Source organism: Paenibacillus sp. FSL P2-0089, assembly GCF_038595095.1.
Lineage (GTDB): Bacteria > Bacillota > Bacilli > Paenibacillales > Paenibacillaceae > Paenibacillus_AQ > Paenibacillus_AQ silagei.
This window is the reverse complement of the sequence record NZ_CP152006.1, coordinates 4,261,184-4,280,233: the sequence shown is the minus strand read 5'-3', so window position 1 is coordinate 4,280,233 and position 19,050 is coordinate 4,261,184. Positions and strand designations below refer to the sequence as shown.

The window sequence follows — 19,050 nt, the reverse complement described above, 5'->3', positions numbered from 1 at the left end:
ATTGTATCGTAAACCTTGGGTTTTTGCACGATGCATTCCTTAGGACCTATTGAAATCTAATCAAGAAGAGGAGAGGAATTCTATGGAAATTACCTACCACGGCCATTCCTGTGTTCAAATTGAGGTGAACGGCAAATCGCTGATCATCGACCCATTCATTAGCGGTAACTCTGCGGCGGTGACGAAGGTAGAGGATATTAAGACAGATGCTGTTCTGCTGACTCATGCCCATATGGATCATATCCTGGACGCTCTGCCGATTGCCGAGCAGAATCAGGCGGTGGTTGTAGCCAACGTGGAACTGGCGGGCCATCTGGGGGGGCAGGGAGCGAAAAAGACCATCGGGATGAACATTGGAGGGACGGTGGACCTTGGTTTTGCCAAGGCGACGATGATTCATGCCTTCCACACCTCAAGCATCACGCTGGAGGACGGACAGAGGATCTATGGCGGAACTCCGGCGGGCTTCATTATTGAGGCGGACGGACACACGGTGCTGCATGCAGGGGATACAGGGCTGTTCGGTGACTTGAAAATGTTCGGGGAGCTGTATGAGATCGACCTCGCGATCCTTCCAATCGGCGGACATTTCACCATGGGACCGGAGCATGCGCTTATCGCGGCGAAGTGGCTGGGCGCAAGACAGGTGCTTCCGGTTCACTATAATACCTTCCCGCCGATCAAGCAGGATGCCGGGGCCTTCGTTCAGGCGCTGGAGGAGGCGGGGATCAGAGGCTCGGCGCTTGCTTATGGAGAGACGCTGGAGCTGTAGAGCTTCTCATTCGCACACGCACCTACGCCTGCGAATCAACACAGGACTGCCCCATGAAGCTATTTCTTCTCGGGCAGTCCTGTTCTGGCTGTGCGGAAAATCTACACGGCGAACCCCGCCAGCTCCCGGTTGAACCGTTCCCGCTCGTCATAGAATAATCCGTGGCCGCTGTTCTCAAAGGGAATAAGGACCGAATTCCTAATCCCTTGATGCTGCGCCTCTGCGAGCGGGAAGAAGCACACCTGATCATGAACCCCGTGCAGAATAAGGGTAGGCACCTGGATCCGGGGGAGATCGTTGAACAGCTCTTCGGTCAGCCAAGCCTCGGAGACTGCGATGGTGGACCAGCTAGCCGCCTCCAGCCCTAACAGGAAGAACCAGTCCGAGAACGGCTGTGATACCGGCTGATAGAAGAAAATATCACCGAAATCCTTCAGCATCTTGGGGCGGTCCTTGTAGGTGGACTGGATAATCTGCTCTATAGCTTCTCTGGTCGTGCCATAAGGGAAGCCCGGCCGCTGAATCAGACTGGGGGCTGCCGAAGCGAATAAGGCCAGCTTGGAGACACCATATCCCTTGTGCCGGGCCATATACCGGATCGCTACAGCTCCGCCGGTAGAGTGCCCGCCGAGTGTAATATTGTGCAGTCCCAAGGCGCCGATCACACAGCGGATATCATCTGCGAGACGGTTGTAGTCGTAACCGCCAAGCGGTTTGTCAGACCGGCCGAAGCCTCTCATATCCATTCCAATGCAGCGGTAACCCATGGGCACCAGCTGATTGTACTGGTATTCGAACATCTGGTGATTTGCTGGCCAGCCGTGAATGAAGAGTATCGTTTTGGTGCCTAGCGGGTTAAGATCATTCACATACACCTTCACATTCGGTTCTACTCTAATCCAATGTTCCATTTCGCATCCCTCAATTCACTGTTGATTGGTATAGTTGAAATATGTTATTCATTGGAATAGGGAAAATGCCTAGAATATGGTCTGAGGGATTCGGAGCAGCTTAATGAGCAGCAGATCGTTCCTTGGAGAGGGGAATTATAACTATGAATAATGTTCTAAGCGATATCCGCTGGCAAGAGCAGGGGGCAGATAGTGAACGGCTGCTGACAAGGCTGGAAGAGGCGGCCGTTACCCCGATGAAGGGGGGACTGGAAGCTGAGGTGTGCAGAATTACACTGCCGGATACGAAGCTTGTACTGAAAATATGGAACCGCCAGTCCCGGCCGGATATCTCGATCCAGTATCAAGTGCTGGAGCAGCTGTTCCGGCAGGGCTGCGCGGTCTCACAGCCGTATGCCTGGGGTCTAGACGCTAAGGACCATCAGGTGCTGTTAACCAGCTTCGATGGTATGCCTGTCAAGAAGGTAAATGCCGCCAGCCTTACAGCTATAGCAGCCAATCTGCTTGATGTACATAAGCTGCACATTGATTCAGCCAGCGGCTTGAAGGTACCAGCTTATGATTTCGCAGATTACTTCTTCCCTGCCTGGGCGGAGCAGCCGGAGATCCGAACGCTGGCGCAGGAGCTGGCGGAGCGGGGCAAGCTTACCGCACACCAGCTCATTCATGGTGATTATCATCTGGGCAATATTTTGGAGGCCGCAGGGGTATTTACCATCATAGACTGGACGAATGTTCAGCTTGGCGATCCAAGGTATGATATAGCGTGGTCTATTCTGCTCTTTAGAGTATATTTGTCGGAGCGGAATGCCAGCCTGTACCAGTCAGCCTTTGCCGCCAACAGCAGGTATAGCCCGGCAGAGCTGGAGCTGTTCGAGGCATTGGCTGCCCTACGCTGGCTTCAGCTGCACCGGACTACGGGTGTCCCGATTCAGCGGAATACTCTGAAGGCAATCCGGGCGCTAATGCGGGAGAACCGTTATGTGCCGGATAGTCTGACTGAATCCTTGTAGCGGGATACCCCGCTTGGATATTACCAGCCCTAACAAGCTCACCGTTCTCCAGCCGGCTATTGCAAGCAGAAACGGCTACGCCATCCTCTTAAGGACGGCGTAGCCGTTTGTGTCTGCATGATAACAAAGGTTGCGGGAAGCCCGCTAGCTGGGGGAATTGTGCTTCCATAGAATACGAAGCATGTCAGTTGTTAAGCTGCTTAATTCTTACGTTCCGGGTTTTGCGGCTTCACGCGGGCGGGCCGGGTGACCCAGTTGCTGCGGTTCATCGGCTTGACGGTATCAATCCGCTCGTTAATTACCTCGGCACTGTGGTCCTCTGACGCAGCGGTCTCGGCAACACCCTCGGATTCAACAGCAGCCGGGGCTTTCTTGGACAGGCCGGCACCATTATGCTTTCCCCGGTTCCATACTCTATTCTTGCTCATCCTGGTACACTCCATTTCTGTATGCTTATGCTTCAACCATAACATAAGTAGGACTAAGCATAAAAGTCCGATTTTGACAAGTTATAAATTGTACTATTGATCTCCGGAAAGGGTAACTATAATGGTATAGAATTGAAAGGAGAGCATTCTGATGCCCATCAAGATAATTACGGATAGCGGTTCGGATCTACCCCCTGAATACACGAAGCAGTATGACATCTCCATTGTTCATTTGCCGGTCCATTTCGGCCATGAACTGATGCCGGATGATATGAATGCGAAGGATTTCTATGACAAAATGCATCAATCGAAGGAATTGCCGACGACTGCAAGCCCGAGTCCGCAGACCTTCCTGGACAGCTTCAAGCAAGTGGAAGCAGGCACTGACATTCTGGTCATTTGCATGTCTTCTAATATTAGCAGTACTTATCAGACCGCAATGATCGCCAAGGAGATGTACGAGGAAGAAGGACATCCGAATGCGATTGAAATTATAGATTCCAAGCTGTTCTCCGGCGGCTTGACCCTGATTGTCGCCATGGCGGCCAAATGGTCACTCACTGCAGCAAGTCTGGCTGAGTTGAAGGACAGAGTGTTGAAGAAGGTCGAAGAGACGACTGCGTACTTCACGCTGGACACCCTCGAGAATGTGATCAAGGGCGGACGGCTGAGCCGGATCTCCGGCGCTGTGGCTTCCGTGCTGAACATCAAGCTGCTGCTGAAGATTAGCGACGAGGGTATTGTTGAAGTGGTCGAGAAGACGCGCGGACTGCCCAAGGCGCTGACTCATCTGCTGGCCAAGCTGGATCAGAAGCAGCATGATTATGAGCAGGCGGTAATCGCAATTGTGCATAGCAATTGTGAGACGCTGGCGCTGGAGATCAAGCGGCGTATTCTGGAAAAGCATCCCTTCAAGGAGGTTCTGCTGTCAACAATGGGACCCGTGATGGGAACCTATGCCGGGCAGGGCGGAATCGGAGTGGCTTTTTGAGCGTTCTGAACGCACAGCACTTTAAAGTATTGATAACAGCCGTATACCGGACTTTCCGGTGAACGGCTGTTTGCTTTGCGTATGTGGATCGAATGAACGGGGGGAGCAGGCTAGGCACACCGGACTGGGCAGGTGCATAGTATGAAGCAAATCCAATTACACGGAGGTCATGCACTTATGTCGACAACTTCTTCCGGCACGCAATCGCCGGTGATCTATCAGGCAGACCCTGCGGTGGTCCAGCATCTGAACGGGGTCCGCGATTCGCTTCACCAGTCCTGTAAGCCGTATCTGAATCATAAAGTGCAGGTGCAGACCCTTGACGGTCAGATGCATGAGGGTACGATTGCCGGTATGGACAGTAAGCATATGTATCTGGCTGTAACCATAGCCACAGATATGGGCCGCGGATATTACAATCCGTACTACAAGCCTTATCCAGGTCCGGGATATCCGGGCCCGGGCTACCCGTATCCCGGTACGGTGAACAGCAATGTGATTATGCCGCTGGTCTTGTTCGAGCTGCTGACGATTGCGTTACTCTAAGCAAGGCTCATAGCCTGGGTCATCATCGAGCTACAGCCCCACGTTGTGGGGTTGTTTTGTATGATCTACTGCGCTCAAGGAGAGGGCTGAACGGCTTCAACGAGACCTTGGACCAATTGCACACGTGAAAATAATCATGGAACCGTATTCATGAAAGCGCTATAATTTAATAGAGTCTATCAAATCAAAGGGGAAACACAATGAGCAAAGGAAGAATGTTCTACGGCATCTTTATTCCTATATTAATCCTTGGCGTGGGACTGGTGGTCGGCTTCGGAAGCTATATCTACATCAGTACCATCGATTCAGTGGTCGGGCGGTTCTCCAGCAGCAAGCAGAGCTATATCGAGCAGATCAAGAACAATCTGGAGCACAAAATCCAAACGATAGAATACGCGTTCAATACCTATAGCACCACCAGCTCTTTTCAGGAGGTCGTGACCCATCCCATTACCGAGCAAGACTTCATCGCCTACCGGAATGTGAACTCACAGCTGAATTATATCGCCTCCATGGCGGCTGAAGGGACGGAATATTCGCTGATCAGTCTGGTGCAGAACTGGCAGATCCTGAATGAGAAGCTCAGCAATCTCAGCAGCGAGGAGGTCCGGCAGCTCCGGGAGCAGTATATTGAGAATCAGGAGCAGAGCCTCTTCTGGATGAAGACGGACAAGGGAATCCGGTTCGTGAATACACTTCCGGTGTTCTCCACTAAGAAGCAGGCGATTGCCTTATCCGACATTTCATTACATACCCTTAATGCCACAATAAGCAGCGGGGAAGACGCAGCCGTCTACATTTTGAACAAGCATGGTGAACTGATGTATGAATCTGATCCTGGTAATGTGCTGTTAGCCCCGAAGCAGTTCGGCCAGCTTGCCGGGACAATCAATTCCATGGAGGACAAGGGGACGGTCCAGCAGGAGATCTCCGGCCGCGACAGTCTCAAGCTTATCTATGCCAAGTCCTCGTATAATAACTGGATCTATCTGACCGTGCTGGATCAGGCGGAGATTACCCGCTCTCTGGAGATGACCAAGTTCGGAATCTCCGCGATGGGGCTGCTGTTGATTCTCCTGATCTGGGTGGTGGCGTATATGATCTCCCAATATTTCACCAAGCCGATTGAGCAGCTTAAGCGCAGTCTGCCCGTTATTCCGCAGGTGAACTCCAGGAATGAGCTGGAATATATCCGGCATTCAATTGATACGATTATCTCGGAGAAGGCTTCGCTTGAAAGTCTGATCGAATCGGAAATGCCCCGGCTGGAGACGCAGCTGATCCTTAATCTGTTCCGCAGCCGCGTCTCGGCGGAGGAGCTGGAGCAGAGTCTGCTCCGGTTCGGGTATAACCTGTCAGAGAAGCACCGTTATGCTGCGATGCTGATTCAGCTGGACAGTCTGGGCGGCCGGGAGGCCTCGGACAAGGATGTCCTGCTGCTTGCCGTCAATAAGATGGTGGAGGAGCTGATCCCCGCAGGTCAGCGGCTGCAGCCGATTATCCTGAACGATGATACCCAGGCTACGATCCTGACCTTCGCCGGGACCAGTGATGCCGGGATGAATAAGGAAGTGACGGATTATGCGGCAGCTCTGCTGAAGGCGGTGCGCGATTATCTGAAGGTGTCGATCAGCATCGGCATCAGCAACTTTTACAGCAATCTGTTAGAGAGTAAGGAAGCCGGGGAGATGAGCAAGCAGGCACTGCATCAGCGGCTGAATCTGGGTAAGGAATCGATTATCTTCTATGAGGATATCTCCATGGTCGTCTCCGGTCCGGTGTCGCTGCATTATCCGGCAGAGCTGGAGACGCAATTGTTCAATGCCATCCGGCTGGGGGACAGGGAGCAGGTTACGGCTGCGCTCTATCCGTTCCTGGCGGAGCTGATGGGCAAGAATAAGAGCACCCTGAAATTCGAGGTCATGCTGGTGCGGCTCGTGAATAATCTGATCCAGCTGGAGCAGCATTTGGGAGTTAGTGTCCTGTTGACTCAGGATAACAATAAGCTGTATCACCGCCTGCTGGATATCCGCAATCCCGAAGAGATGGAGCGGATGCTGGTGCAGGAGGTTATTTACCCCATGATGTACAGCATGAAGGACAAGACCAGCCAGCAGTTCCGCTGTCTCTCGGATAAGATCACCGACATTGTGCATGCGGAATATGACCGTGAGCTTACGCTGGAGGGGATCGGCGAGCGGCTTCATTACAATCCGAATTATCTAAGCAGCATCTTCAAAAAAGAGTACGGCACCGCCTTCAGCGAATACCTCATGAACTACCGCCTGGAGATAGCCAAACGGTGGCTGACGGAGACGGATATGACGATCAAGGAGATTGCGAAGCGGCTGCAGTATCATAATCCGCAGAATTTCATCCGCTCCTTCCGCAAGAAGGAGCAGGTCACACCTGGTGCTTACCGGAAGCTGAAGCAGGGCGAGCAGCAGATATTTTAGCAGGAATAGGGGCTTGGTTCAGGGGAGAGCTTGGATCAGGGGTTCATGCACAAACGGTACCGTCCTTGCTTCAAGGCGGTACCGTTTCTGTATATGTTCTAAAGTTCCGGTAGTTTCGGATGGATGCTGAACAGCGGGCCGTCAGCCTTTGACTGCTCCGAGCAGGGCGCCCTTGGTGAAATGCTTTTGGACAAAAGGATAAGCGGCCAGCATCGGTACAGTGGCGATGACAATGACCGCCATTTTGATCGTCTGGGCCGGCGGCACAATATCGACCGAGGTTCCCTCGGCCTGCATCCCGCTGGAGACAATGACGATCTGGCGCAGCAGCACCTGGATCGGCCATTTTGCCGAATCATTCATATAGAGGATCGCGTTCATGTACGTATTCCAGTAAGCAACCGCATAGAACAGGGAGATGGTGGCGATGGAAGGCAGGGCCAGCGGCAGCATGATCCGCATGAAGATCCCGAAGTCATTGCTTCCGTCGATCTTGGCCGACTCCTCCAGACTGTCAGGCAGCGCCTGGAAGAAGTTGCGCATGATAATCATGTTGAAGGCATTGACGGCAACCGGGAAGATCAGGGAACCGTACGAGTTGATGAGGCCGACGCTTTTGACGACCAGGAAGGTAGGGATCATTCCGCCGCTGAACAGCATGGAGAAGACGACGATGAAGTTAATGGTATTGCGGGCAGGCAGGTATCTCCTGGACAAGCCGTAGGCCATCAGCGCGGTAAGCAGCATACTGACTACGGTTCCTGCTACGGTGACACCAACGGATACCCCGAGTCCCCGGAAGATGGTAGGCGTTGAGAGAATGTAGCGGTACGCATCCAGGGAGAAGGTAGTCGGGAATAAGATGAACCGCTTGGCCATGACCTCCTGGGTGGTAGCGAAGGAGCTGGCAATGATATTGATGAAGGGCAATAAGCAGACAAGCGCAATCAGAACGAGTATGGCTGTATTAACGAAGGTGAAGATCCTTCCGCCGACCGATTCTTTTCTACGTGAGCTATGGTTCATTCTGTGATCCTCCTCGGTTTTCAGTACCTCTTCACTGTAACAAGGAGCAGAAATTACGTATATAATCCGGGCATGAGGTGTTCGCAGACTTGCCTTGTGCAGCCCCCTCTCCGGAGATAATCATGAGCCTAGGCAGGTAATCCTCAGAGGAGATCTGATCGTCCTTAACCCCGCAGCCACGCAGGTTCTGTAAACGCTATCACATAATGATTATATACGTAATGTAAGAAATTTCTTACGCTGAGACCGTAACAGGAACGAGCAAAGGAGGCTGACATGTGAAAGCAACAAGCATCACCGCAACACCAAATCTGACTATCGAAAAGGGGAAAGGCGCACGCGCACTTACGGCTCTGAACAAATACAAGCTGCTGTATCTGATGATCCTGCCCGGGCTGCTGTATTTCATCATCTTCAAATATCTGCCCATGGGCGGGCTGATCATTGCGTTCCAGAATTATCAGCCGTTCCAGGGAATTACCGGGAGTGAGTGGGTCGGCCTGAAGCATTTCATCCGTCTATTTACGGAGCCTACGTTCATGCAGCTGCTGCGCAACACCCTGATTCTGTTTGCCATGAACATTGTGATCTTCTTCCCGCTGCCGATTATTGTAGCCTTGATGCTGAACGAGTTGAAGGGACGCTATCTCAAGAACTGGATTCAGACAATTATCTACATCCCGCACTTCATGTCCTGGGTTATTATTGTCTCTATTACGTATGTGTTCCTGACGGTGGATGGCGGGGTCATCAATGAGCTGATCGCAAGTCTCGGCGGCAACAAAATCAGCTTCCTCACCTCTTCGGAGTGGCTGCGGATGATCTATATCCTGCAGATTATCTGGAAGGAGCTGGGGTGGTCGACCATTATCTATCTGGCAGCTATTACTGTAGTGGACCCGCAGCTCTATGAAGCCTCCGAGATGGACGGGGCCAGCCGTCTGCGCAAGACCTGGCATGTTACACTGCCGGCGATCCGTCCCGTGATTATTACCCTGCTGATTCTCAAAATCGGCAGCACGCTGGATCTCGGCTTCGAACATATGTATCTGCTGCTGAATTCGCTGAACCGCAGTGTCGCCGAGATTTTCGATACCTATATCTATACGGCGGGCCTCAAGAACGGGCAATTAAGCTTCAGCACCACGATAGGCTTGTTCAAGGGCGTTGTCGGGTTAATTCTCGTGATGCTCTCCAATAAGCTGGCCAAGAAGATGGGCGAAGACGGCGTGTATTAAGGCTAAGGCTACCTATTTCATCTACCAAAGGAGAAGTGTTATGAACAAAAGATGGGTCACTCTAATTGCAATCGCTACAATGGCTACCACTATGCTCTCGGCATGCGGCGGAGACAAGGAAGAGAAGAAGAATGCCGCACCAGAGGATCTGAACTCGAAGCTGGAAGTAAGCTGGCTGAATATTCTGCACACAGCTTCGCCGCCGACCGATACGATCAAATCGCTGCTTGAGGAATATACCAACAGTAAAATCACCTTCAACTGGGTACCTGATGCTTCCAAGGAAGAGCGGATCACTACGGCGCTGGCCTCGGGGGAGCTTGCAGACATTGTCACCCTGACCATGATGACGAATTCATCGGTTAGAAGCTCACTGAAATCAGGGCTGTTCTGGGATGTGGGCCCTTATCTCTCAGAGTTCAGTAATCTGGCGAAGATTGCTCCTGAGCTGAAGGAAGCGGCTTCGATTGAAGGCGTCCTCTACGGCGTTCCCTTCCAGAAGAATCTGGCGCGTTCCGGGCTGATCTTCCGCAAGGACTGGCTGGATAAGCTGGGTCTGCCGGTTCCGAAGACGCTGGATGAGGTGTATGAAGTGGCCAGAGCCTTCACAGAGGATGACCCGGATGGCAACGGTGTGAAGGACACGACAGGCTTCGGGGACAGATCAGAGCTGAAATACAGCAGCTTTAAAACACTAAGCTCCTATTTTGGCACGCCCAATGGCTGGAAGGTGGAGGATAGCGGCAAGTTTATCCCTGAATTCGATACTCAAGAGTATATCGACACGATGAATTTCTCCAGAAAGCTCTACGAGAACGGATACCTGGCGCAGGATTTCGCAGTTACAGCCAAAACAGACCAGCAGCAGCAATTCGCGCAGGGTAAAACCGGGATCTATACCGGTATGGTCGACATCTCCAGTCTGAGAACCCTGGCACAGGATCTTCAGCCTGGCATGGAGCTGGTGCCGGTGAACAAGATCTCTAATGGAGACGGGCAGTATCATATCTGGTCCGAGGGCAGCGGGATCGGCGGGTTGATGGCTTTTCCGAAATCCGAGGTGAAGACCGAAGCAGAGCTCAAGCGGCTGCTGAAGTTCGTCAATGACCTGATCGATGAGAAGGCGTTCATGCTGATGACCGGCGGGATTGAAGGCACCCATTATGAATATGATGAGAACGGCGCCTTCAAGATTCTGAACACCGAGCTGTGGCAGGCGGATGTGCAGCCTTTCTCCTCCAGCAGACCTAGTGAGATTGCCTATACACTTAAGGACGCGAACCCTGAGAAGCAGCTGGCCAATGAGCTGATCCGCGAGAATGACAAGTTCGCTGTGCTTGACCCCACCGTTCCGCTGGATTCGGCTACCAATAATGAGCAGGGAACGGAATTGCAAAAGATCATCACAGATGCTACCTTCAAATATATCATGGGCCAATCGGATGAGGCGGCCTTCAAGAAAGCCGTACAGACCTGGAAGGATTCGGGCGGAACCAAGATCACGGAAGAATATGAAGCTGCATACAAATTGACACAGAAGTAAGCAAGCAGGCAAGCTTTAAGTGAAGGCCAGAGTCTGAGAGGGGATGGGAAAAGGGATGCTGGTGGGCAAGGAGGGCTTTTGCGATTACTCTACCATTCAGGCGGCAGTCGATGCCCTGGAACGGCTGGACCCGGACACAGAGGCAACGCTCTACATTATGCCGGGAGTGTACAAGGAGGAGGTGCGGGTCTACCGCTCCTGTCTCCGTATCATCGGCATCGGACAAGTGGAGATCACGATGAACCGCTATGCCCGGGAGCAGGATGAGCAGGGGGAAGAGATCGGGACCTTTGCCACTCCCACCCTGTTCCTGGGCGGCAGGAAGCTGGTGCTGGAGAATCTGACCGTCTCCAATACAGCCGGACAAGGCAGCGAGGTGGGGCAGGCAGTGGCGGTGTACGCCCATTGTGATGAGGCGGTATTCCGAAATTGTACATTCAAGGGTCATCAGGACACGCTGTTCACCGGTCCGCTGCCGCCAGCCCCCAGAGAGCGCCTGTTGTTCGGCGGCGTTCCGCTGCGGGAGCATCATGCGCAGTACCGCCAGTTGTACCAGCACTGTTACATTGAGGGAACGGTAGATTATATCTTTGGCGGAGCAACGGCCTACTTCGAGCATTGTACGCTGCACAGCCTGCGGAATAGCGGAGGCCATGCAGGCTACATCACGGCTGCCTCCACTCCTGAAGGGCAGGCCTACGGCTACGTGTTCAATCAATGTTATCTGAGTGCTGAGCCGGGAACAGCGCCGGTATTCCTGGGCCGCCCATGGCGGGAGCATGCCAAGACTGCCTTTGTGGATTGCCGGATGGGCCAGCATATCCACCCCCAAGGCTGGGCTCATTGGGGCGAGCCTGCTAATGAGCAGACGGTCAGGTATGCGGAGTACACTTCTGAAGGAACTGCGGCGATTCTGCGGAAGCAGCGTGCGCCTTGGGCTGAGCTGCACGGAAGCGGCACTGCGCGGGCGGGCAGGGACGATGTACTGGCCGGATTCCAGTTTCCGGGATAGGACAAGGCGCTGTAGGAGCTAATCTGCCGGCTATAGGCACAATAAAGGGAGGACCCGGCTGACGGGTCCTCCCTTAGTTTGGTGCAATTGTAATTGAAACTTCGTTCACCGCAGCCTGTCAGCAGGCTGCTTACGTATTCACAACCGCTGTAATCTCTTCATCCAGCTCCAGCCGTACATCTTCACGGTAGGCACGGATTCCGTATTCGCTGTGTACGTAGCGAAGAATGGACTCAATCATGTTGGACTCCACCAGATACTGGCTTCTTCCCTGTATCCAGACCTCTGCTGTGTAGCCGGTGTCCTCGTCCCAGCTAAGTTCCACCTGGACTTCCTCCACCCGTACAGCCTTGCGTTCCGCCATATGCAGGCAGATCGCATTGATAATCTCGTCCATGCTGAGAACGGTAACACCCATTAGTAGCGTCCGTCCCTTTCTTCCAGCCGGCGTCGTTCCTGTCTGCGCTTGAAGAAGGACATAATCAGCGTAATCACGAAGTAGATGGCCAGCATGTTAATCAGGAATCCGATGATATTTCCAAAAGCGCCCATACCGGCGAACATTCCGCCGAAGAGGAACCCGGCGATCCCACCGATCATCAGGCCTTTCATCAGGCTGCCGCCGCTGAAGAAGCCGCGGTTCGCATTCGCTGCAGTTCCGTTGGTGTTGCTTTTAGTGCTATCGCTTTTTTTCACATTATCGGTAGTCGATTTCTTCGGGGTCGTTGTGAATCCCCGGCTTCCTGATTTAAAGCCCCCGCCGCGGCGGGCATCTGCGAAGTCAGGAACAGTGACTGCGAAGAACAGTGTGAAGGCCATGACGATCATCATTACACGTTTCATTGGTTTCATTGAGTACGAGAACCTCCTAGAAGTATTGGTAACACCCAGTTTACCTGGCTGTTGCCCGGTAATACGCAAGGCGGAGGCTAAGGTTTCAATTTTTAAAATATAAGAATTTATATGTTTCATACGATAACTTTCACCCGGCATTGGCCCGGATACCCGGACACAAAAAAAGCGCGGGTCCGGGACCCGCGCAAACAGCAGTATTAGAGAGTTGCCTTAGTCCGCGTATCCGTCCGAGACAAGCTCAAGCGCTCCGGTAGCCGGATCGATGATCATGCCGTGAATAGGTACGTTTGGGGGGAGTAAGGGATGGCGCTTAATCAGCTCCACAGTCTGAATTACCCCTTCCTCGACGTTGTCAAACCCGCGCAGCCATTTGGTCAGCTTAATCCCTGAATTCTCCAGGGTACTGAGTACTTCCTCGGACACGCCGCGTTCCTTGATGGAGTTAATCATATGGTCAGCATTCAGGGAAGCCATGCCGCATTCATAATGGCCGACGACAATCACTTCGTCCGCGTCCAGTTCGTATAGCGCAACCATTACGCTGCGCATGACGCTCCCGAACGGCTGGGAGATGATGGCTCCGGCATTTTTGATGATTTTGACATCACCGTTCTTGAAATTCATTGCTTTGGGCAGAAGCTCAACAAGCCGTGTGTCCATACAGGTGATGATCAGCATTTTTTTATCCGGGAAGCGGCTGGTCAGATAGCTCTCATATGCTTTTTCCTCTACAAAATGCTTGTTGAACTCTAAAATGTCTGTAACCTGACTCATAAGCCATGTGCCTCCTTAAGATTAAACTGTAATTCATTGTACTGCGTCTTGCCGCGAACATAAAGGGCTTCCTGCAATCAAATATTGCAAAATCTAAGCGGAGTCTGTCTCCGCGCCTGTGAGCTGTTAACTACTTCAAATTTGAAGAGATACAGCCCGAATTTGATTATAACTATTTAAAAAAGTATCATCAATAGGAGTAGATAAAAAAACAAGGCAGGTGCTCAAAACATGGAAAAGCAGATCCAGGAAGAATGGGATAAATTCAGTGAGCTATTATCTAAAATCAAAGGCTATTATGAAGCAATTGGACTTCTGGGCTGGGATCTGCGTACAGGCGCGCCCCGCAAAGGTGTAGAGATCCGTTCCGCCACGCTGGGTATGCTGAGTGCAGAAGCATTCAGACTCCAGGTATCGGAGGAGGTCGGAGCGTTCACAGCATATTTCAGCCGCCCGGAAGTAGCGGAGCAGCTGGACAGCAATCAGAATAAGATTGTGAAGGATACCCGCAAGGAGTACCAGCGCAGCAAAAGCATTCCCTCCAAGACCTTCGAGGAATATTCGGTGCTCACCGCCCATGCGCAGACGATCTGGGAAGAGGCTAAGGATGATAATGATTTCGCCTCCTTCGAGCCTTATCTGACCAAGATTGTGGCCTTCAAACAAGAGTTCATTGATTATTGGGGTGTGCAAGGCTCGCGTTATGACACTTTGCTGGATATGTACGAGCCGGATTTGACCGTTGAGAAGGTGGATGCGATCTTCACCCGTCTGCGCAGCCGTCTTGTGCCGCTGGCCGAAGCGATCAATGCTTCGCCGAACAAGCCGGACACCGAATTCCTGAGCCAGATCTTCCCTAAGGAGCAGCAGGAGAAATTCGGCCTCTTCTTACTCGAACAGATGGGCTATGATTTCGAGGCAGGACGTCTGGATGAAAGTGTACATCCGTTCGCTACAGGGCTGAACCCCGGCGATGTCCGCATAACCACGAACTATCTGCTGGACAATGTGACCAGCTCCATCTTCAGCTCGCTGCATGAGGGCGGACATGCCCTGTACGAGCAGAATTTCGGTGAAGAGCTGATCGGTACACCTCTGGCACAGGGGGCCTCCATGGGAATCCATGAATCCCAGTCCAGACTGTGGGAGAATATGATCGGCCGCAGCCGGGCCTTCTGGCAGCGTTATTACGGCGATCTGCAGCAGCATTTCCCGGAGCAGCTTGCGAACGTGGAGATGGAAGACTTTTACCGGGCAATCAACAGTGTAGGCAATTCCTTCATCCGGATCGAAGCTGATGAGCTGACGTATAACCTGCATATTATTGTACGCTATGAGATTGAGAAGCTGATTTTCAACGAAGGGCTTGAAGTCAAGGATCTGCCTGAGACCTGGAACGCGAAGTATCAGGAATACTTAGGGATTACACCGCCTACGGATGCGCTTGGCGTACTGCAGGACGTTCATTGGTCCGGTGGAGACTTCGGCTATTTCGCTTCCTATTCCCTGGGTAACATGTATGCGGCCCAAATGCTGAACACCCTGCGTAAGGAACTGCCGGAATTCGAGGAGCTGATTGCCACTGGTAACCTGCTGCCGATCAAAGAATGGCTTACTGAAAAGGTATACCGCTTCGGCCAGAGCCTGACCCCTTCGCAAATTATCGAGCAAGTCACAGGCGAACCGCTGAATCCCGATTATCTGGCGGATTATCTGGAAGCGAAGTATACCGAACTCTACAAGCTATAGGACTTGAATTGCTGTAACAGCAAATGATGACTTCTTAAGCGATTGATTGTTGCAGAAGCCTGCCCTGAGGCGTCCGTAAGCTGGAAGGACTTCGGAGAAATGGCTATAATAGAAGGAAACCGCAAACGGAAGGAATCGTGGTATGGCAAATACTCACACTTACAGCCGCAAGGAAGAAGTAGCAAATGCGGTTACACACGGGATCGGCGCTCTATTAAGTATTGCTGCGCTGGTCCTGCTGATCGTATATGCTGTTCAGAACGGCACAGCCTGGCATGTAGTCAGTTTCTCCATTTACGGCGCTACTATGCTGATCCTGTATTTTAATTCAACGATGGTGCATAGTCTCAGAGACGGCAAGGCGAAGGACTTCTTTGAATTCCTTGACCACGCTTCGATCTACTTATTCATTGCCGGAACTTACACCCCGTTTATGCTGGTGGCGATTCGCGGACCGCTAGGCTGGACGTTATTCGGTATCGCTTGGGGAGTGGCGGTATTCGGTGTTTTCTTTAAGGCTTTTTTCGTCAAAAAATTCCTGTTCATGTCCACCGTCTTCTACATTGCGATGGGCTGGATGATCGTAATCGCCTGGAGCCCTCTGTCCCAGGCCGTCGCCAGCGGCGGGATGACTCTGCTGATGATTGGCGGACTGCTGTACACTCTGGGCACCGTGTTTTATGTATGGCGCGGCTTCCCGTACCATCATGCGATCTGGCATTTATTCGTGCTTGCGGGAACCGTTCTGCACTTCTTCGTTGTATTGTTATACATTCTCCCTATTCATTAATGCGGGAGGTATAGTGCCGTACTGCTGCAGGATTTCAGGGCGGGAATGCCGGTTTTGGGCAAAGAAAAAGATGACAAGTAAAAAGACTTGACATCTTTCTTTGTTTTCGGTATCATAAGGGACGTTGTGAAGCTGTAAAGTGTTTTTCCTTGACGAAGGGAGTGCCCTTGATGAGTCAGGAGAATAGGCTCGAGAAAACCAACCGGATCAACCTGTTATTTGCTTTCTATGAACGGCTGCTTACTGACAAGCAACAGACGTTTCTCAAATATTATTTCCATGATGATTTCTCCCTGGGGGAGATCGCAGCGGAATTTGAAATTAGCCGCCAGGCTGTGTACGAGCATATCAAGCGGGCGGAGCAGGTGCTTGAGAATTATGAAGAGAAGCTTGGACTCCTGTCCAAGCATGAAGACCGCAATAAGTACTTAGAAGAACTGCGCAGATTCCCTGACAGTGGAATGCTGCCGGAGCAATATAAGCAGCAATTCATGGAAATCATGGACCGGCTGCAGAGGTTAGAGTAGGAAGAAGGGAGCGAGCCGCCTATGGCATTTGAAGGATTAACCGGAAGATTGCAGAATGTGTTCAGCAAACTGCGCGGCAAAGGGAAAGTATCCGAAGATGACGTAAACGAAGCGATGCGTGAAGTGCGGCTGGCCCTTCTGGAAGCCGATGTTAACTTCAAGGTCGTCAAGGACTTCGTGTCCAAGGTGAAAGAGAAGTCTGTTGGTACGGAAGTGATGGACAGCTTCACGCCAGGCATGGTCATCATCGATATTGTTAACAAGGAACTGACGGAGCTGATGGGCGGAAGCCAGGCGAAGCTGGCTAAGTCGAACAAGCCGCCGACGGTCATCATGATGACGGGTCTGCAGGGCGCAGGGAAGACGACCACTTCCGGTAAGCTGGCGAAGCTGCTGCAGAAGGGCAACCACCGCCCGCTGCTCGTAGCCGCCGATATCTACCGCCCGGCTGCGATCAAGCAGCTGCAGGTGCTCGGAGAACAGATTAAGGTTCCTGTCTTCTCGCTGGGTGATCAGACGAGTCCGGTAGAGATTGCCAGACAAGGTGTTCAGCATGCGAAGGACAATAACCTGGATTATGTGATTATTGATACGGCAGGCCGCCTGCATATTGATGAAGAGCTGATGGAAGAGCTGAAGCAGATCCATAACGTTGTAACTCCGGATGAAGTGCTCCTGGTAGTCGATGCGATGACCGGTCAGGATGCCGTGAATGTGGCCGACAGCTTCAACAAGCAGCTGGAGCTTACCGGCGTAGTGCTTACGAAGCTTGACGGCGACACCCGTGGTGGTGCTGCATTATCCGTCAAGGCGGTCACCGGCTGCCCGATCAAATTCGCCGCTCTCGGCGAGAAGATTGATGCGCTGGAGCCTTTCCATCCCGAGCGGATGGCTTCGCGGATCCTCGGCATGGGCGACATGCTGTCGCTGATCGAGAAGGCTCAGGCTAACATCGATACCGAGAAAGCCAAGGAAATGGAACGTAAGATGCGTAATGCAGAGTTCACGTTCGATGATTTCCTGGAGCAGATGGATCAAGTGAAGAAGCTTGGCCCGATCGACCAGATTCTTGATATGCTGCCCGGCATGAACAAGGCCAAGGGCATGAAGGACCTGAAGGTGGACGATAAGCAGATGGGCCGCGTTGAAGCCATTGTTCATTCCATGACCAAGGCCGAGAAAGCCCAGCCTGAGATTATCAACCACAACCGCCGCAAGCGTATTGCAGCAGGCAGCGGTACCAACGTCGCTGAGGTGAACCGGCTCATCAAGCAATTCGATGAAATGCGTAAGATGATGAAGCAGTTCTCCGGTATGATGGGCGGCGGAGGCGGCAAGGGCGGTAAGAAGAACGCCATGAAGCAGCTCAAGGGCCTTGCCGGTAAAGGCGGAATGAAGTTCCCATTCCGTTGACCTTAATCTTTACGGTTTAATGTTTAGGTTTAAGGTTTAGGTTTAAGGTTTAGCTTTAAGTTTTAGGTTTCCCCCTAGATCTGATATAGTACAACATCAGAAGATCGAGTAATCTTTTGACCTTAATCTTTTGACCTTAATCTTTTGACCTTGATCTTAATGTTTAAATCTCTTCCCCTCGTTACCAGGGAACGCCGCCAGTCAAGCGTATCCCGCAGGGAGGAAAAGCGGTCTTTCCCCGAACTCACCCAAGTCCCGCCAGTCTGAACGCCTACGCTAGTTGCACTTAGCGGGTGTCCAGAGGGCAGAGCCCTTGGGGCCCTCCCTTCGGGAAGGGAGGGTTTGGGAGGGATCGAAAACGATATTCTTTTAAGGAGGTGAATTTCGTGGCAGTACGTATTCGTTTGAAAAGAATGGGAGCACATAAAGCGCCTTTCTACCGTGTAGTGGTTTCCGATTCCCGGTCTCCTCGTGACGGCCGTTTTATCGAGGAAATCGGTTATTATAATCCGATCGAAGTACCGGCAGTCGTTAAGATTGACGAAGAGAAGGCTCTTAAATGGCTTCAGACAGGTGCACAAGCATCTGATACCGTCCGCAACCTGCTTTCCAAAGCTGGCGTGATGAAGAAGTTCCATGAGTCAAAGCTTCAGAAATAATGACTGATTGCGAGGGTCCTCTATGGAAGAATTAGTTGGTGTTATTGCTAAGGCTTTAGTGGATCATCCGGAGGATGTGGCCGTACGGACCGTGGAGAAGGATCACCTGATTGTCTATGAGCTCTCCGTGCATCCTGATGATGTCGGTAAGGTCATCGGTAAGCAGGGGCGGATCGCCAAAGCGCTTCGTACCGTAGTCACATCTGCAGCAGTCAAAAGTGATAAACGCGTTACCGTGGATATTTTATCTTAAGGATGCGCACAAGAAGGGGCTAGGGATAGTATATCCCGGCTCCTTTTTGTTGAAAATATAAGAATTTATAGACTGTACGCAATCAACGTGAAGG

At 52.0% G+C, this 19,050-nt stretch carries 20 protein-coding genes; 14 read left to right on the top strand and 6 right to left on the bottom strand.

All coding sequences use genetic code 11. From position 1 onward, the window contains the following. The first annotated feature begins 82 nt into the window (after nucleotides 1-82). Entirely contained in the window at nucleotides 83-772 is a 690-nt protein-coding gene (locus NST69_RS17860) for a metal-dependent hydrolase (RefSeq protein ID WP_342546638.1), read from the top strand. A gap of 101 nt (nucleotides 773-873) precedes the next feature. On the opposite strand, the gene NST69_RS17855 is transcribed toward NST69_RS17860, so the two are convergent. Further along, entirely contained in the window at nucleotides 874-1,683 is an 810-nt protein-coding gene (locus tag NST69_RS17855) for an alpha/beta hydrolase (RefSeq protein WP_342546635.1), read from the bottom strand. Between the two features lie 143 nt (nucleotides 1,684-1,826). Here NST69_RS17855 and NST69_RS17850 point away from each other — a divergent pair, with 143 nt between their 5' ends. Further along, nucleotides 1,827-2,696 carry an aminoglycoside phosphotransferase family protein gene (locus tag NST69_RS17850; protein WP_342546632.1) on the top strand — a complete coding sequence of 290 codons (870 nt, stop codon included), beginning with the start codon at nucleotides 1,827-1,829 and terminating at the stop codon, nucleotides 2,694-2,696. Nucleotides 2,697-2,896: 200 nt separating this feature from the next. Here the strand turns inward: NST69_RS17850 and NST69_RS17845 are convergent, their stop codons facing one another. After that, a complete protein-coding gene (locus NST69_RS17845; RefSeq protein WP_209869398.1) occupies nucleotides 2,897-3,124 on the bottom strand; it encodes a hypothetical protein in 228 nt (75 codons plus the stop codon). Nucleotides 3,125-3,275: 151 nt separating this feature from the next. On the opposite strand from NST69_RS17845, the gene NST69_RS17840 reads away from it, so the two are divergent. The 3 genes from NST69_RS17840 to NST69_RS17830 all read left to right on the top strand — a co-directional run bounded on the left by NST69_RS17840 (nucleotide 3,276) and on the right by NST69_RS17830 (nucleotide 7,117). After that, nucleotides 3,276-4,115, top strand: a complete 840-nt coding sequence (locus NST69_RS17840; protein ID WP_339310183.1) for a DegV family protein — start codon at nucleotides 3,276-3,278, stop codon at nucleotides 4,113-4,115. 177 nt (nucleotides 4,116-4,292) lie between these two features. Further along, nucleotides 4,293-4,661, top strand: a complete 369-nt coding sequence (locus tag NST69_RS17835) for a hypothetical protein (RefSeq protein ID WP_036733528.1) — start codon at nucleotides 4,293-4,295, stop codon at nucleotides 4,659-4,661. A gap of 200 nt (nucleotides 4,662-4,861) precedes the next feature. Beyond that, nucleotides 4,862-7,117 carry a helix-turn-helix domain-containing protein gene (locus tag NST69_RS17830; RefSeq protein ID WP_342546624.1) on the top strand — a complete coding sequence of 752 codons (2,256 nt, stop codon included), beginning with the start codon at nucleotides 4,862-4,864 and terminating at the stop codon, nucleotides 7,115-7,117. A 141-nt stretch (nucleotides 7,118-7,258) separates the two neighbouring features. On the opposite strand, the gene NST69_RS17825 is transcribed toward NST69_RS17830, so the two are convergent. After that, nucleotides 7,259-8,143, bottom strand: a complete 885-nt coding sequence (locus NST69_RS17825) for a carbohydrate ABC transporter permease (RefSeq protein ID WP_339249071.1) — start codon at nucleotides 8,141-8,143, stop codon at nucleotides 7,259-7,261. Between the two features lie 278 nt (nucleotides 8,144-8,421). Here NST69_RS17825 and NST69_RS17820 point away from each other — a divergent pair, with 278 nt between their 5' ends. From NST69_RS17820 to NST69_RS17810, 3 genes are read left to right on the top strand one after another with little or no spacing between them, the layout of a single operon-like run. Then, nucleotides 8,422-9,381, top strand: coding sequence for a sugar ABC transporter permease (locus tag NST69_RS17820; RefSeq protein WP_342546620.1), 960 nt, complete (start codon nucleotides 8,422-8,424; stop codon nucleotides 9,379-9,381). A 40-nt stretch (nucleotides 9,382-9,421) separates the two neighbouring features. Further along, a complete protein-coding gene (locus NST69_RS17815) occupies nucleotides 9,422-10,924 on the top strand; it encodes an extracellular solute-binding protein (protein WP_036733540.1) in 1,503 nt (500 codons plus the stop codon). A gap of 55 nt (nucleotides 10,925-10,979) precedes the next feature. Beyond that, nucleotides 10,980-11,936 carry a pectinesterase family protein gene (locus NST69_RS17810; protein ID WP_342546617.1) on the top strand — a complete coding sequence of 319 codons (957 nt, stop codon included), beginning with the start codon at nucleotides 10,980-10,982 and terminating at the stop codon, nucleotides 11,934-11,936. Nucleotides 11,937-12,066: 130 nt separating this feature from the next. Here the strand turns inward: NST69_RS17810 and NST69_RS17805 are convergent, their stop codons facing one another. The 3 genes from NST69_RS17805 to NST69_RS17795 all read right to left on the bottom strand — a co-directional run bounded on the left by NST69_RS17805 (nucleotide 12,067) and on the right by NST69_RS17795 (nucleotide 13,565). Beyond that, on the bottom strand, nucleotides 12,067-12,354 hold the full coding sequence (locus NST69_RS17805) for a YxcD family protein (RefSeq protein WP_036701193.1): 288 nt from the start codon (nucleotides 12,352-12,354) through the stop codon (nucleotides 12,067-12,069). Beyond that, a complete protein-coding gene (locus NST69_RS17800; RefSeq protein WP_200869617.1) occupies nucleotides 12,354-12,788 on the bottom strand; it encodes a hypothetical protein in 435 nt (144 codons plus the stop codon). The genes NST69_RS17805 and NST69_RS17800 overlap by 1 nt, the downstream gene beginning before the upstream one ends. A 213-nt stretch (nucleotides 12,789-13,001) precedes the next feature. Next, the gene (locus NST69_RS17795) at nucleotides 13,002-13,565 is read right to left on the bottom strand and encodes a carbonic anhydrase (protein ID WP_036733547.1); all 564 of its coding nucleotides are present in this window, start codon (nucleotides 13,563-13,565) and stop codon (nucleotides 13,002-13,004) included. A 231-nt stretch (nucleotides 13,566-13,796) separates the two neighbouring features. On the opposite strand from NST69_RS17795, the gene NST69_RS17790 reads away from it, so the two are divergent. From NST69_RS17790 to NST69_RS17765, 6 genes are all read left to right on the top strand, one after another. Continuing rightward, nucleotides 13,797-15,314 (top strand): carboxypeptidase M32, encoded by a 1,518-nt coding sequence (locus NST69_RS17790; RefSeq protein ID WP_342546613.1) that lies wholly within the window; start codon nucleotides 13,797-13,799, stop codon nucleotides 15,312-15,314. A gap of 142 nt (nucleotides 15,315-15,456) precedes the next feature. Next, nucleotides 15,457-16,104, top strand: a complete 648-nt coding sequence (locus NST69_RS17785; protein ID WP_036733553.1) for a hemolysin III family protein — start codon at nucleotides 15,457-15,459, stop codon at nucleotides 16,102-16,104. A gap of 170 nt (nucleotides 16,105-16,274) precedes the next feature. After that, entirely contained in the window at nucleotides 16,275-16,631 is a 357-nt protein-coding gene (locus NST69_RS17780) for a putative DNA-binding protein (RefSeq protein ID WP_036733556.1), read from the top strand. 21 nt (nucleotides 16,632-16,652) lie between these two features. Next, complete coding sequence (ffh, locus tag NST69_RS17775; RefSeq protein ID WP_036701200.1) at nucleotides 16,653-18,044, top strand: signal recognition particle protein; 1,392 nt, start codon at nucleotides 16,653-16,655, stop codon at nucleotides 18,042-18,044. A 386-nt stretch (nucleotides 18,045-18,430) separates the two neighbouring features. After that, entirely contained in the window at nucleotides 18,431-18,703 is a 273-nt protein-coding gene (gene rpsP / locus NST69_RS17770) for a 30S ribosomal protein S16 (RefSeq protein WP_036701203.1), read from the top strand. Between the two features lie 22 nt (nucleotides 18,704-18,725). Then, nucleotides 18,726-18,956 (top strand): KH domain-containing protein, encoded by a 231-nt coding sequence (locus NST69_RS17765; protein WP_020432321.1) that lies wholly within the window; start codon nucleotides 18,726-18,728, stop codon nucleotides 18,954-18,956. The last annotated feature ends 94 nt before the right edge of the window (nucleotides 18,957-19,050 follow it).

Coding starts and splice junctions, on each gene's coding strand:
- NST69_RS17860 (WP_342546638.1), top strand. CDS start 83: ATGGAAATTACCTACCACGGCCATTCCTGTGTTCAAATTGAGGTGAAC.
- NST69_RS17855 (WP_342546635.1), bottom strand. CDS start 1,683: ATGGAACATTGGATTAGAGTAGAACCGAATGTGAAGGTGTATGTGAAT.
- NST69_RS17850 (WP_342546632.1), top strand. CDS start 1,827: ATGAATAATGTTCTAAGCGATATCCGCTGGCAAGAGCAGGGGGCAGAT.
- NST69_RS17845 (WP_209869398.1), bottom strand. CDS start 3,124: ATGAGCAAGAATAGAGTATGGAACCGGGGAAAGCATAATGGTGCCGGC.
- NST69_RS17840 (WP_339310183.1), top strand. CDS start 3,276: ATGCCCATCAAGATAATTACGGATAGCGGTTCGGATCTACCCCCTGAA.
- NST69_RS17835 (WP_036733528.1), top strand. CDS start 4,293: ATGTCGACAACTTCTTCCGGCACGCAATCGCCGGTGATCTATCAGGCA.
- NST69_RS17830 (WP_342546624.1), top strand. CDS start 4,862: ATGAGCAAAGGAAGAATGTTCTACGGCATCTTTATTCCTATATTAATC.
- NST69_RS17825 (WP_339249071.1), bottom strand. CDS start 8,143: ATGAACCATAGCTCACGTAGAAAAGAATCGGTCGGCGGAAGGATCTTC.
- NST69_RS17815 (WP_036733540.1), top strand. CDS start 9,422: ATGAACAAAAGATGGGTCACTCTAATTGCAATCGCTACAATGGCTACC.
- NST69_RS17810 (WP_342546617.1), top strand. CDS start 10,980: ATGCTGGTGGGCAAGGAGGGCTTTTGCGATTACTCTACCATTCAGGCG.
- NST69_RS17805 (WP_036701193.1), bottom strand. CDS start 12,354: ATGGGTGTTACCGTTCTCAGCATGGACGAGATTATCAATGCGATCTGC.
- NST69_RS17800 (WP_200869617.1), bottom strand. CDS start 12,788: ATGAAACCAATGAAACGTGTAATGATGATCGTCATGGCCTTCACACTG.
- NST69_RS17795 (WP_036733547.1), bottom strand. CDS start 13,565: ATGAGTCAGGTTACAGACATTTTAGAGTTCAACAAGCATTTTGTAGAG.
- NST69_RS17790 (WP_342546613.1), top strand. CDS start 13,797: ATGGAAAAGCAGATCCAGGAAGAATGGGATAAATTCAGTGAGCTATTA.
- NST69_RS17785 (WP_036733553.1), top strand. CDS start 15,457: ATGGCAAATACTCACACTTACAGCCGCAAGGAAGAAGTAGCAAATGCG.
- NST69_RS17780 (WP_036733556.1), top strand. CDS start 16,275: ATGAGTCAGGAGAATAGGCTCGAGAAAACCAACCGGATCAACCTGTTA.
- ffh (WP_036701200.1), top strand. CDS start 16,653: ATGGCATTTGAAGGATTAACCGGAAGATTGCAGAATGTGTTCAGCAAA.
- NST69_RS17765 (WP_020432321.1), top strand. CDS start 18,726: ATGGAAGAATTAGTTGGTGTTATTGCTAAGGCTTTAGTGGATCATCCG.